The sequence below is a fragment of the Exiguobacterium chiriqhucha RW-2 genome, assembly GCF_000416965.1.
GTDB lineage: Bacteria > Bacillota > Bacilli > Exiguobacteriales > Exiguobacteriaceae > Exiguobacterium > Exiguobacterium chiriqhucha.
The window spans coordinates 936194-947149 of sequence record NZ_ATCL01000020.1 but is presented as its reverse complement, the minus strand read 5'-3'; the positions used below and the strand labels follow the sequence as shown (position 1 = coordinate 947149).

The 10956-nt window shown below is 53.2% G+C and carries 17 protein-coding genes; 15 read left to right on the top strand and 2 right to left on the bottom strand.

Translation table 11 applies throughout. From position 1 onward, the window contains the following. The coding region (locus M467_RS29020; protein WP_021067730.1) for an LTA synthase family protein at positions 1 to 531 on the top strand (531 nt) is incomplete at its 5' end. Between the two features lie 79 nt (positions 532 to 610). On the opposite strand, the gene M467_RS29015 is transcribed toward M467_RS29020, so the two are convergent. Continuing rightward, complete coding sequence (locus M467_RS29015) at positions 611 to 790, bottom strand: DUF2759 domain-containing protein (protein ID WP_021067729.1); 180 nt, start codon at positions 788 to 790, stop codon at positions 611 to 613. A gap of 157 nt (positions 791 to 947) precedes the next feature. Between M467_RS29015 and M467_RS29010 the strand changes: the two genes are divergently transcribed. After that, positions 948 to 1568, top strand: a complete 621-nt coding sequence (locus tag M467_RS29010) for an MBL fold metallo-hydrolase (RefSeq protein WP_031200312.1) — start codon at positions 948 to 950, stop codon at positions 1566 to 1568. 39 nt (positions 1569 to 1607) lie between these two features. Here the strand turns inward: M467_RS29010 and M467_RS29005 are convergent, their stop codons facing one another. Beyond that, positions 1608 to 1871 carry a DUF2626 domain-containing protein gene (locus tag M467_RS29005; RefSeq protein ID WP_021067727.1) on the bottom strand — a complete coding sequence of 88 codons (264 nt, stop codon included), beginning with the start codon at positions 1869 to 1871 and terminating at the stop codon, positions 1608 to 1610. A gap of 249 nt (positions 1872 to 2120) precedes the next feature. Between M467_RS29005 and M467_RS29000 the strand changes: the two genes are divergently transcribed. The 13 genes from M467_RS29000 to gcvPB all read left to right on the top strand — a co-directional run bounded on the left by M467_RS29000 (position 2121) and on the right by gcvPB (position 10885). Beyond that, positions 2121 to 2507 carry a Spx/MgsR family RNA polymerase-binding regulatory protein gene (locus M467_RS29000; protein WP_021067726.1) on the top strand — a complete coding sequence of 129 codons (387 nt, stop codon included), beginning with the start codon at positions 2121 to 2123 and terminating at the stop codon, positions 2505 to 2507. A 58-nt stretch (positions 2508 to 2565) separates the two neighbouring features. Beyond that, positions 2566 to 3372: an ATPase, T2SS/T4P/T4SS family gene (locus tag M467_RS28995; RefSeq protein WP_031200309.1), complete on the top strand. Its 807-nt coding sequence runs from the start codon at positions 2566 to 2568 to the stop codon at positions 3370 to 3372. Beyond that, a complete protein-coding gene (locus M467_RS28990) occupies positions 3354 to 4331 on the top strand; it encodes a type II secretion system F family protein (RefSeq protein WP_021067724.1) in 978 nt (325 codons plus the stop codon). Before M467_RS28995 ends, M467_RS28990 begins: the two co-directional genes overlap by 19 nt. Positions 4332 to 4348: 17 nt before the next feature. Continuing rightward, complete coding sequence (locus M467_RS28985; protein WP_021067723.1) at positions 4349 to 4660, top strand: prepilin-type N-terminal cleavage/methylation domain-containing protein; 312 nt, start codon at positions 4349 to 4351, stop codon at positions 4658 to 4660. After that, complete coding sequence (locus tag M467_RS28980) at positions 4657 to 5094, top strand: prepilin-type N-terminal cleavage/methylation domain-containing protein (protein ID WP_021067722.1); 438 nt, start codon at positions 4657 to 4659, stop codon at positions 5092 to 5094. The genes M467_RS28985 and M467_RS28980 overlap by 4 nt, the downstream gene beginning before the upstream one ends. Continuing rightward, a complete protein-coding gene (locus M467_RS28975; RefSeq protein ID WP_021067721.1) occupies positions 5081 to 5317 on the top strand; it encodes a hypothetical protein in 237 nt (78 codons plus the stop codon). Before M467_RS28980 ends, M467_RS28975 begins: the two co-directional genes overlap by 14 nt. Next, positions 5253 to 5735, top strand: coding sequence for a prepilin-type N-terminal cleavage/methylation domain-containing protein (locus M467_RS28970; protein ID WP_158406029.1), 483 nt, complete (start codon positions 5253 to 5255; stop codon positions 5733 to 5735). The genes M467_RS28975 and M467_RS28970 overlap by 65 nt, the downstream gene beginning before the upstream one ends. After that, positions 5735 to 6013 carry a hypothetical protein gene (locus M467_RS28965; protein WP_021067719.1) on the top strand — a complete coding sequence of 93 codons (279 nt, stop codon included), beginning with the start codon at positions 5735 to 5737 and terminating at the stop codon, positions 6011 to 6013. The genes M467_RS28970 and M467_RS28965 overlap by 1 nt, the downstream gene beginning before the upstream one ends. Further along, positions 6006 to 6491 carry a shikimate kinase gene (locus tag M467_RS28960; RefSeq protein ID WP_021067718.1) on the top strand — a complete coding sequence of 162 codons (486 nt, stop codon included), beginning with the start codon at positions 6006 to 6008 and terminating at the stop codon, positions 6489 to 6491. The genes M467_RS28965 and M467_RS28960 overlap by 8 nt, the downstream gene beginning before the upstream one ends. Beyond that, positions 6488 to 6826 carry a hypothetical protein gene (locus tag M467_RS28955; protein ID WP_021067717.1) on the top strand — a complete coding sequence of 113 codons (339 nt, stop codon included), beginning with the start codon at positions 6488 to 6490 and terminating at the stop codon, positions 6824 to 6826. Before M467_RS28960 ends, M467_RS28955 begins: the two co-directional genes overlap by 4 nt. Positions 6827 to 6973: 147 nt before the next feature. Then, positions 6974 to 8047: a glycine cleavage system aminomethyltransferase GcvT gene (gene gcvT, locus M467_RS28950; RefSeq protein ID WP_021067716.1), complete on the top strand. Its 1074-nt coding sequence runs from the start codon at positions 6974 to 6976 to the stop codon at positions 8045 to 8047. Between the two features lie 25 nt (positions 8048 to 8072). Continuing rightward, the gene (gene gcvPA, locus M467_RS28945; protein WP_031200302.1) at positions 8073 to 9410 is read left to right on the top strand and encodes an aminomethyl-transferring glycine dehydrogenase subunit GcvPA; all 1338 of its coding nucleotides are present in this window, start codon (positions 8073 to 8075) and stop codon (positions 9408 to 9410) included. Continuing rightward, on the top strand, positions 9410 to 10885 hold the full coding sequence (gene gcvPB, locus M467_RS28940) for an aminomethyl-transferring glycine dehydrogenase subunit GcvPB (protein ID WP_021067714.1): 1476 nt from the start codon (positions 9410 to 9412) through the stop codon (positions 10883 to 10885). The genes gcvPA and gcvPB overlap by 1 nt, the downstream gene beginning before the upstream one ends. Positions 10886 to 10956 lie beyond the last annotated feature (71 nt).

Sequence of the window (10956 nt, the reverse complement as noted above, 5' to 3'; positions counted from 1 at the left end):
CTCGGCTTGTTCATCGATGAGTTGAAGGCGAACGGCATGTGGGACGACACGATTTTCGTCGTCTACGGTGACCATTACGGGATCTCGACGAACCACAACGACGCCATGGCTGATCTGCTCGGGAAAGACGAGTTGACGCCATACGACGTCGCCAAGCTCCAGTCCGTCCCGTTCGCGGTTCATCTACCGGGACAAGACAAGGGTGAAGTGCACGAGACGATCGGCAGTCATGTCGATATGAAGCCGACAATCTTGCACTTGCTCGGGATCGACACTTCGGACACGGTAGGTTTCGGAAATGACTTGTTATCGGAAGACCGGACGAGCCGCGCCATCTTCCGGGATGGCACCGTCATCACCGACGAATACGTCTGGACGCAATCGACATGCTATGACGCTTCGAGCGGTGAAGTCGTCGAGGACGTCTCGCTATGTGGACCAGATAGCGCAGAAGCAGAGAAGATTCTCCAAATGAACGATGATTTGATTTACTCAGATTTGCTCCGCTTCAAAGAGCAGACCGAACAATAACCAATAGCGCCGTCCCGCTTAGCCGGGACGGCGCTATTGGTTATACAAAAAAAGACGACCAGAGTCGTCTTCGTGCTCATTAGCTTGGGATTCCACCGTAAATCAATGTCGCGACGCCGAAAAATCCGAATACGAGTACAGTGACCGCGGCGAAAGCAAGTGGAAAGAATTGGCGCTTCTTAAACGAACGGGCCATTCCCCAGATTGCAACGAGTGCAACGATGAGCGAGATCCATCCAAATGGTTCATACAAATGCATGACGAGTTCCCCCTTTATTATACGTCATGAAATTCATAAAAATTTCACTGAAATATCATTATTATTTTATCCGATAATGTAGACGCTGTCGAGAAAAGAAAGCCTCCGCTACAATTTTGCCACAATATCGATTAGAATGATGGGGGAGGTGTTCTGGATGAACATAGTAAGAATCACATCGGGCCTGGCCCAAGAGAACGGATACGTGCTCGAAAAAGAAGGCACGGTCCTCATCGTCGACCCGGGCACGGATGACCCGAAATTCTTCGAGGCAGTGGAACGATTCGGTGGCTTGAACGCCATTCTGTTGACACATGCCCACTTTGACCATATCGGGGGAATCGATGCCTTGCGTGACCGTTACAACGTCCCGGTCTACGTCCATGAAGCGGAACGGACGTGGCTGATGGACGACGAGAAGAACGGGGCGGCGAAGTTTCATCTGCCAAGTGCGGCGATGCGACCGGCCGAACGGATCTACCAAGGCAAGACGCTCGGAATCGGTGCGTTCACCATCGAGTTGCATCACACGCCGGGTCATTCGCCGGGCAGCGTCACGCTTCACTTCCCGACCGAACGCATCGCCTTCTGTGGGGATTTGATTTTCAAACAGTCGGTCGGACGGACCGATTTGTACGGTGGTGACCAAGCGACGTTGCTTGGATCGATCGATCGCATGCGTCAGTTATTACCGGGTGAAACGGTGCTCTATTCAGGTCATGGACCGAAGACGACGCTCGATGCCGAGATTCGGACGAATCCGTTTTTCGACAGATAACTAAAAAAAAGATTGTCTCACGAGGAGACAATCTTTTTTTTACATTTGGAAGTTACTCCAATACGTGAAGACGACGAAGAAGACAGTCAAATAAGCGCCGAACACGTATACATACGTTTTTTCAGTGAGTTTCAAGTAGCCTAGTGCGACGAAGAAAATAGTTTGAGCTAAAAAGACAAGACCCATTACGACGAAGTCACCACTATGTTCGCTACTGCTTTGATCTCCACCGAGTGCGCCTACAAAAGCAAGCGCCGCGATCAACCCAGTCCAAAAGCCTAGGACACGGAACATTCTCGCCATGTTAATCCCCCCATACGTGCATTATTCCATTCTCATTCACTATTTTACCAACACATTCAGAAAAATGCTATGAAAACGTGTGAATTGAGCAAAATAATCGTGAAAAATATGTGAAATAAAAACGTTGGACAAGGTTGTACAAAAAAATAAAAAAACTTGTACAAACTATGTACAAAACGGGTATAAGGTTGTATAATCAACTTACACACATCGAACGAATCGTTCCACACATTATGAGGAGGTATTGAAATGGCAAATGAATTGATGTTCTACACGTACCCGAGCTGTACTTCATGCCGTAAGACGAAAGCGTTTTTACAGGAGCAGCACCTTGAGGTTAGCGAGCGCCATATCTTCCGCAACGCCCCGACCGTGGACGAATTGAAGACGCTATTGGCACTGAGCGAAAACGGAGTCGACTCGCTTCTTGCAACGAGAAGTCAGGCGTTCAAGCAATTAGACATTGACGTCGAAGATTTAAAGCTGAGCGAGTTGCTCAAGTTGATGAGCGAAAATCCGAAACTATTGAAACGCCCGATTTTGACGGATGGCAACGAAGTCATTGTCGGTTATGACAAGGCGACAATCGAGGCGTATGCCCGCCGTTTCGAATCGACAACTGCAAACGTTTCATGACACAAGTCCACTTTCCAACGAGTGGGCTTTTTTTTATGCTCAAGTTGAGGTGGCGGAGATGATACGAATGATTGAGCGAGTGATTGATGCGGCACGTACGTTGCAGGCAAGTGATGTCCATTTCATGCCGTTAGGGGACGAGGTGATGATTCAAGTACGGCATGGGGCACACTTGCAACGATTGGAGATGATGACACATACAGACTATGAACGATTGACCTTACATATGAAGTATTGGTGCTCGTTGACGGAAACAGATCATCGCGTGCCCCAGTCCGGTATGTACGCCGGGTCAGTTGAGGCAATCCGGGTCACTTTCCTACCATCGTTCGACCGTACGCTCATGTCGTGGCGGCTTCCGAACGCCTCGTTCCACTTAGCGGAGTTGTTAGATGACAAGGACGTCCATCGGTTCAACGAATGGTCGACGTTTCGGCAAGGTCTGCTCTTAATCGGGGGCGCGACCGGGGCGGGGAAGACGACCGTCCTATATGCGTTTTTACAAAGTTTGGCCGGTCGACGCATCGTCACGATTGAGAACCCTCCGGAGAAGCAAGTGCCGGGCGTGATTCAACTCGAAGTCAATCCGAAAGCGGGACTCGACCATCGCACGTTGCTGAAAGAGACGCTCCGGGCCGATCCGGATGTGATTGTCATCGGAGAGATCAGGACGAGTGAGGAGTTGAGGGTGGCGCATGATGCGGCACTCAGCGGTCATATGACGATTGCGACGTTCCATACGGCGAGTGTGACCGATGGCGAACGGCGACTCGAACAGCTCACGGGGAAGATGGAAGTCACACGGCATTGGTGCATCCTGCACCGGGAAGACGAGGTGAGCTGTACGTGGTCCGAGACCAATTGAGCAAGGAGTTGGCCATCATTCGCCGCTTCCTCAGACTCCAGTCACGTGGAGTCGGGTTGAAGAAGACGTTCGAGACGCTCGAACTGCATGAACGTGGAAAAATGAAACTAGCCATCCGTGAGATGCGGAATCAACTTGAGCAAGGACGCCCGCTCGCCAACGTGTTCGAGGGACTCGTCACCGACCCGAGGATGCGAGAGATGCTCGTCACAGCCGAACGGGGTCATCATTTTTTGGAAGGGCTTGAGCAAGTGCTCGTCTTATCGACGATGCGCCGCAATCTACGGCAAGAACTCAGCCAGTTGGCACGGTACCCGCTCGTGATTTTGACGATGCTGCTCGGGCTCGGTGCGATTTACGCCCTGTATATCTTCCCAAAGCTGTTGACAATGGTAGAGGTCGATACGCTCGATGGGCTGAACGCGATTCTTCTGTCGCGATGGTTTTTCCCAGGTCTGTTCGTCGGATTGCTCGTGACTGGGGCCGGCCTCTATTGGAACGGCCGACGCGGCCGACTCGTGCCGCTACGTGTCGTCGAGAGAGGCAGACGGCTGTACGTGACGTACTTGTTCGTCAGTGAGTTAGCCTTGTTGAGTGAAGGACAGGGTTCGGTCCGTCACATCATCGAGCGGCTGTCACGAGGCGACGGTGAAGTGGCGAGCATCGCGAGACGGATGCATGAGCGTATGTCGGCTGGGTGCGAACTCGAGGCGGCGGCGCGGCAAGAGCGTTTGCTCGAACATGAAGTCGTCAGTCTGTTCGGCGTCGGGACGGTGAGCGGGGAGCTCGGATCAATCATGATGATTCATCGGGATCTCGTGTTCGAAGAGATGGAGCTGTATTGGAAGCAGCTGATCGCCAAGGCGGAACCGATGTTATACGGATTTTTAACGGTGATGGTCACGATGATCTTTTATACGATTTATTTGCCGGTCAAACTAATCATGTCTCAACTATGACAAGGAGGAATCTGATTATGACACGCTTCAAATCAGAACAAGGATTCACGCTCGTCGAAATGGCCGCCGTCTTGCTAATTATCTCGGTGTTGCTCTTGCTCCTCGTCCCGTCGATGTCAGACGGGAAGTCACGAGCGGACAGCGTCAGTTGCGAGGGCAGTGTGCGCATCGTCGAGTCCGAAATCAATTTGTATTACGCGGAACATAAAGCGTACCCTGAGACGTTAGTGGCGATCGACCGTGCCACGACTGAGAGTCCGCTCGAATACAGTTGTCAGTCGCTCGTGTACACGTATGCGCCGACGACCGGTACGTTGACGAAACAGTGAGGCGAGACGGCTATACGTTAATCGAGACGGCGGCCGTCCTCGTCATTTTGGCACTCCTGCTCCTCATGGCGACCCCGGTCGTCCGGTCGATGGACCGGTTGGCATTATTCGATTTCACGGAGGCGCTCGTGAGTGACATCGCCGAAGTGGGACAAGCGCCCTACGTCGCCGCCGACGGCTCGTGTGTGCCGCGTTTACGTTGGTATCTCAAAGAACGGCGCTACCAAATCGCTTGCGGGACGACACCGATCGTGTCCCGCGTGGTGCCGGAAGGGGTCAATCTGAGTTTGCCGACCAATAGTGAAATCGTCTTTTCACGCACGGCAGCGACGTATGCGGGACAGTGGAAGTTCTATTCAGGAACGACGATGGTGACGTTGAAATTCAGGATGGGGACGTACGAGCCGGAGGTGTTGCGCGTTGAAGGGAAATGAGCAAGGAGTCACATTTTGGGAGATTTGCCTCAGTCTGGCGCTCTTACTGGCTTGGGTCGGTGTCGTTGCCCCATTCATCGAGGCGGCGACGGAACGGGTCGAGCGCCTCGAGACGACCGTCCGTACGTATGAACGGCTCCAAGGGGAGGTGTTGCGCGATGCCGCGAACCCGAGCGGGCGCCAAACAATCTGTGACGGCGACCTTTGCCTGCCGACGCTTTGATTCGGGCTTCACCTTGCTCGAAGTGAGTCTCACGATGTTGATCATCCCGCTCTTCATCGGGTTGATGGTCCACTTCCTCGTCCTCGGACAAGCATTTTATGAACAACCTCGGGCGAAAGTCCAGACGACGCCGCAACTGATGGTGCGGAAACTGTTCGAGAGCCGCGATTGTGACGTCGTGTTGGGCCGTCTCGTCGGTACGCACGTGCGTCCGGACGGGACGACATGGACGTGGACGCTCAAACAAATCGACCGGAACTTGGTCATGGTCGGAGACGGGGGAGGGAATTTGCTATTTTTAAGAGGGATCGAGGCGTACCGGGTCGAACCGGTAGGAGAAGGTTTTCGAATTCAATGGAACGATGCGACCGGGCCGCGCGAGAAGAACGTGATGTGCATGCGCGCGGATACTTTGTGATGTCGACGTTAATCGTATTGACGTGGTTACTCGGCGGGGCGATGTTTTGGTATACTGATATCGAACGAAGCACTGAACAATTGGCGCTCGATGCCTTGGCGATTCGCTTCGAGGCTCACGTGATGGTGGCGGAGCGGACGTGCGGGTCGACCGCGGTCGCGTTGACGAGACCGACCGGCACGATCCAGTGCCGTCCGCTCGGCACTGGGACGATTGAGGTCGACGTACGCCTTCAGACCGGTGAACGACATAAAGAGGTGATTTATTTCGATGACTAAACCGTTTTACATCATTGGATTTATGGGTACAGGTAAATCAAGCTTAAAACAATATCTTGCAAAATCGAATCACGTCATCGATTTGGACGAGTTGTTTGAAACACATACCGGTATGGACATCCCGGCATATTTCGATCGTTACGGCGAAGCAGCGTTTCGTCTCCAAGAGAGTCGACTGTTACAAAATGCGCGCGCTGACTATATCGTGACGGGCGGAGGGATTGTTGAACGGGAAGCGAATATGGAATGGATGCGAGAGCAAGGTGTCATCATCACGCTCGACTTGCCGTTTGAAGCTTGTTGGGAACGGATTAAAGACTCGGACCGTCCACTCGTTCGTAACGGAAAAGCGGCCGTTCACACGTTGTACGAACGTCGTCGACCGCTCTATGCGCGCGCAAATCATGTGCTTGACGCTTCGCTCTGCACAGAGGCCATCGCGCATACATTGAATCAGTTGAAGGAGGTAGAAGGATGATTTGGATTAATCTTGGGATTATCGTACTCGCACTTGTCGGGCTCGGCTTGTATGGCTTCTTATTGTACCGTAATAAAATGAAGGCAGACCTTCGTCGCGTGAAGCGCTTGACGGAACGGTTCCAAATCCGTGCCGACGTCATCCAAGGGCTCGTCAATGAGATTAAACAGCACGTGGATACGGTCAATGCATCGGTGAAACAGATGAAAGCCTATTCGGTGAAAGTGAAGGACGAGACGATGGAGCTGAAACAAGCGACCGTCGGCTTGACGAAAGAAATTAAACGGACCGCTGGAATCGAACGCCCAGACGTTTCCACTGAGACTAAAATATGAAATAATGAGGATGAAAACGTTTTCGTTTTCCATCCTCTTTATTTTTGCCCATTTTGGCTAGGCAGAGCCGCAAAAAATTGATAAAGTGGAATAGAAAACGAAATATTTCACGAAATACATTATTTACGTTCGGGATTGGGGGATAATATGGAGAAAGTATCGTTAAAACGTACGCCTTTATATGATTTGATTTCCGTAAAGGCGAAGATGGTGGATTTTGCGGGGTTTGAGATGCCGATCATGTTCTCATCGATTAAAGAAGAGCATCAAGCGGTTCGCAACAACGTCGGGATGTTCGATGTGTCACACATGGGGGAGATTCGCATCGAAGGACCGGATGCGCTCGAGAACGTGCAACGTCTTGTCACGAACGATGTGTCAAAATTACAGATCGGTCAGGCGCAGTATAATCTGTTTTGTTTACCGAACGGCGGTGTCGTCGATGACCTGCTCGTCTATCGACTCGATGAAGACGCATTTTGGCTCGTCGTCAACGCCTCGAATATCGAAAAAGATGTGGCGCACGTCCGTGAATATGTCACAGGGGACGTCACGGTGACGGATGAGTCGAACGCCTATGGTCAAATCGCCATCCAAGGACCGGTGGCTGAACAAGTGCTCGGCCGTTTGACGGATATGCCGCTGGCCGACATCAAGTTTTTCCGGTTCATGACCGGCGACGTGGCCGGCGTGTCGACCATCGTTTCACGCAGCGGCTATACGGGGGAGGACGGGTTTGAATTGTATGCCCGTGCCGAAGACGTAGCCGCAATTTGGTCAGCGTTAGAAGCTGAAGGCGTCACGCCATGCGGGCTCGGCTCGCGTGACACGCTCCGGTTTGAAGCGTGCCTCCCACTCTATGGGCACGAGCTCGATGAGACGGTCACTCCGTTCGAGGCGAACTTGAACTTCGCCGTCAAACTCGATACTGAGTTCATCGGTAAGGATGCCCTCGTGAAGCAAAAAGAAGACATCCCGCGCCGATTGATCGGCTTGCGTCTGCTCGGGCGCGGTATCGCTCGTCAAGGCGCGACGGTCGAAGTTGACGGTGAGACGATTGGTGTCGTCACGACTGGTACGATGCCGCCGACGGTGAACGAATCAATTGCCTGGGCGCGCGTCGATCGCCGTTTCGCGGAGGCGACACACTTTATCGTTGAAGTTCGGGGTAAAAAAATAGAAGCCGAACGTGTACCGACACCGTTTTATAAACGTAAATGAAACAGGGGGATTCAGCATGAATAGAATGGAGTTTCGTTATTTACCGATGACAGAGCAAGATGAGCGTGACATGTTGCAGACGATTGGCGTAGAGTCGATTGAAAACCTACTCGAGGATATTCCAGCATCGCTCCGGGAGACGGCTTCTTTAGCGGCCATCGGTGCGCCGCTTCCGGAAGTTGACCTCGTTCGTCATATGACGAAGCTGGCTGAGAAAAACGTGCACACGAAATCGACTCCGAGTTTCCTCGGGGCCGGGATGTACGATCACCTCTCTCCGAGCGTCATGAACCATATGCTTCTCCGTTCCGAGTTCTATACAGCTTATACGCCGTATCAACCTGAAATCTCGCAAGGTGAACTCCAAGCGATGTTCGAGTTCCAAACGATGATTTGCGAATTGACGGGGATGGACGTGGCCAACTCGTCAATGTATGACGGAATCACCGCCCTCGCCGAAGCAACGTATCTGGCGAGTGCCCATACGAAGAAAAAACGTGTCGTCGTATCAGGAGCGGTCCATCCGGAAGCGAAGGATGTCATCCGAACATACGCCGGTGGGCCAGGGCTCACGGTCGAATATACGGACGTGAGTGCGGGGGTGACCGATATTTCTGACATCGATTTGACGGACGCCTCGTGTCTCGTCGTCCAATATCCGAACTTCTACGGTCGTGTCGAGGACTTGTCAGCCCTCGCAAAAGCAGCGCACGACGCCGGCGCCTTGTTCGTCGTGTCGAGCAATCCGCTCGCGCTCGGTATTCTGGAATCACCGGGTGCGCTCGGTGCCGACATCACAGTCGGTGACGCCCAACCGTTCGGAATCCCGCAAAGCTTCGGCGGTCCTTCATGTGGATACTTCGCCGTCAAACAAGCACTCATGCGCAAACTTCCAGGCCGCCTCGTCGGTCAAACGGTCGATGAGGATGGGAAGCGCGGTTTCGTCTTGACGCTTCAGGCCCGTGAACAACACATCCGTCGTGACAAAGCGACGTCAAACATCTGCTCGAACCAAGCGCTCAATGCGCTCGCGGCATCGATCACGATGTCTGCGCTCGGGAAGTACGGGATTCGTGACATGGCCGTCCGTAACATTCAAACGGCCCATTACATGAAAGAAGCACTCAAGACTGCCGGGTACACAGTAGTCGATGAAGGGCCGATGTTCAATGAGTTCGTCGTCGACTTCGGAGTCGATGCGGAACATGTGTCGCGTCATCTGCTCGAGGCCGGCATCATCGGCGGCTTGCCACTCGGCTCGTATGAGACAGAACGGCAGACGCAAATGTTGCTCTGTGCGACGGAGCTTCGGACGAAAGAAGAAATCGATCAATTTGTTGAAGTGGTTGGGGGGATGAAGTGATGCAACACGAACAAACATTAATTTTCGAAGTGTCACGTGCAGGACGAACGGGCTACAACTTGCCGACACCGACCGTGCCGGAAGTCGATTTGGACACACTCTTACCGGCTTCGATGATTCGTCAAGAAGCGGCCGAGCTTCCGGAAGTATCGGAACTTGATGTCGTGCGACATTATACGTCGCTGTCGACACGCAACCACGGTGTCGATTCCGGCTTCTATCCGCTCGGCTCGTGCACGATGAAATATAACCCGAAAGTGAATGAAGATATGGCCCGCCTCCCTGGCTTCGCCCATATCCATCCGTTGCAGCCGGTCGAGTCGATTCAAGGGGCGCTCGAGCTCATGGTCGACCTGCAAGAACAACTTGCCGAAATCACCGGCATGGACGAAGTGACGCTTCAACCGGCAGCCGGGGCCCATGGGGAATGGACCGGTCTCATGCTCATCAAGGCGTTCCACCATCACAACGGTGATATGGAACGGACAAAAGTACTCGTGCCGGATTCGGCACACGGAACGAACCCGGCCTCGGCCGTCGTCGCCGGTTTCGAGACGGTGACCGTCAAATCAGATGAGCGTGGGCTCGTCGATTTGGAAGACTTGAAGTCAAAAGTCGGGGCCGATACGGCAGCGCTCATGCTGACGAACCCGAATACACTCGGTTTGTTCGAGGCCGACATTTTGGAGATTGCCAAAGTCGTCCACGAGGCCGGCGGCAAACTTTATTACGACGGAGCCAACTCGAATGCGATTCTAGGCATCGCCCGTCCTGGGGATATGGGCTTCGACGTCGTCCACTTGAACTTGCATAAGACGTTCACGGGCCCGCACGGTGGTGGCGGTCCAGGATCTGGACCGGTCGGGGTGAAGCGCGACTTGATTCCGTATTTGCCGACGCCGATTGCGCGCCGTGCCGAAACGGGCTTCACGCTCGATTATGATCGTCCGCAATCGATTGGCCGCATCAAACCGTTCTATGGCAACTTCGGGATTAACGTCCGTGCCTATAGCTACATCAAAACGATGGGTGCGGAAGGGTTGACGCGCGTCTCACGCGAAGCGGTATTGAACGCCAACTATATGTTCGCCCGCTTGAAAGATGCGTTCGATGTGCCGTACGACACGTTCTGCAAACATGAATTCGTCTTATCTGGTAAACGCCAGAAAGCGCTCGGCGTGCGTACGCTCGATATCGCCAAACGATTGCTCGATTTCGGCTACCATCCGCCGACGATTTACTTCCCGCTCAACGTCGAGGAGTGCATCATGGTCGAACCGACGGAGACGGAATCGAAAGAGACGCTCGACGCCTTCTGCGACGCGATGCTCCAAATCGTCAAAGAGGCAGAAGAGAATCCGGAAATCGTTCAGACGGCCCCGCATACGACGGTCGTCAAACGACTCGACGAGACGCTCGCTGCTCGCAAGCCGGTGCTCAAATACGAACGACGCCAACCGTCGTCCATCAATTGAATCCGAACCCGTTCGCTATAAGCGAGCGGGTTTTTTGGCGCAAAAAAACGTCCATCTCCGCTAAAGGGAGT

Excerpts from the sequence above, each read along its gene's own strand:
- M467_RS29015 (WP_021067729.1), bottom strand. The coding sequence starts at position 790 with ATGCATTTGTATGAACCATTTGGATGGATCTCGCTCATCGTTGCACTC.
- M467_RS29010 (WP_031200312.1), top strand. The coding sequence starts at position 948 with ATGAACATAGTAAGAATCACATCGGGCCTGGCCCAAGAGAACGGATAC.
- M467_RS29005 (WP_021067727.1), bottom strand. The coding sequence starts at position 1,871 with ATGGCGAGAATGTTCCGTGTCCTAGGCTTTTGGACTGGGTTGATCGCG.
- M467_RS29000 (WP_021067726.1), top strand. The coding sequence starts at position 2,121 with ATGGCAAATGAATTGATGTTCTACACGTACCCGAGCTGTACTTCATGC.
- M467_RS28995 (WP_031200309.1), top strand. The coding sequence starts at position 2,566 with ATGATACGAATGATTGAGCGAGTGATTGATGCGGCACGTACGTTGCAG.
- M467_RS28985 (WP_021067723.1), top strand. The coding sequence starts at position 4,349 with ATGACACGCTTCAAATCAGAACAAGGATTCACGCTCGTCGAAATGGCC.
- M467_RS28970 (WP_158406029.1), top strand. The coding sequence starts at position 5,253 with ATGCCGCGAACCCGAGCGGGCGCCAAACAATCTGTGACGGCGACCTTT.
- M467_RS28965 (WP_021067719.1), top strand. The coding sequence starts at position 5,735 with ATGTCGACGTTAATCGTATTGACGTGGTTACTCGGCGGGGCGATGTTT.
- M467_RS28960 (WP_021067718.1), top strand. The coding sequence starts at position 6,006 with ATGACTAAACCGTTTTACATCATTGGATTTATGGGTACAGGTAAATCA.
- M467_RS28955 (WP_021067717.1), top strand. The coding sequence starts at position 6,488 with ATGATTTGGATTAATCTTGGGATTATCGTACTCGCACTTGTCGGGCTC.
- gcvT (WP_021067716.1), top strand. The coding sequence starts at position 6,974 with ATGGAGAAAGTATCGTTAAAACGTACGCCTTTATATGATTTGATTTCC.
- gcvPA (WP_031200302.1), top strand. The coding sequence starts at position 8,073 with ATGGAGTTTCGTTATTTACCGATGACAGAGCAAGATGAGCGTGACATG.
- gcvPB (WP_021067714.1), top strand. The coding sequence starts at position 9,410 with ATGCAACACGAACAAACATTAATTTTCGAAGTGTCACGTGCAGGACGA.